Consider the following 264-nt stretch of genomic DNA (forward strand, 5'->3'; position numbering starts at 1 on the left):
TACGTAGATCAGGTGAAACTGACCGATAAGCCGGGTACTGTCGTGGACAGTCATTCATCTAGGCCAGCAATTGGTCAGCGGCTCAAGCAGGCTACCCGGGTTCAGTACGGGCCGTACCTTATGAACCCATATTTGGCCTTGCTCCGGGTGGAGTTTACCGTGCCACGGACTGTTACCAGCCGCGCGGTGCGCTCTTACCGCACCCTTTCACCCTTACCTGATCCCGCTTGCGCGGGCCATCGGCGGCTTGCTCTCTGTTGCACT

1 other RNA gene is annotated in these 264 nt (G+C 58.3%); it reads right to left on the minus strand.

The features are described from left to right. Positions 1 to 10: 10 nt before the first annotated feature. An RNA gene (gene rnpB, locus FN960_RS24275) (RNase P RNA component class A) lies at positions 11 to 264 on the minus strand; the annotation flags it as partial.

This window comes from Alkalicoccobacillus porphyridii, from assembly GCF_007293315.1.
Lineage (GTDB): Bacteria > Bacillota > Bacilli > Bacillales > Bacillaceae_D > Alkalicoccobacillus > Alkalicoccobacillus porphyridii.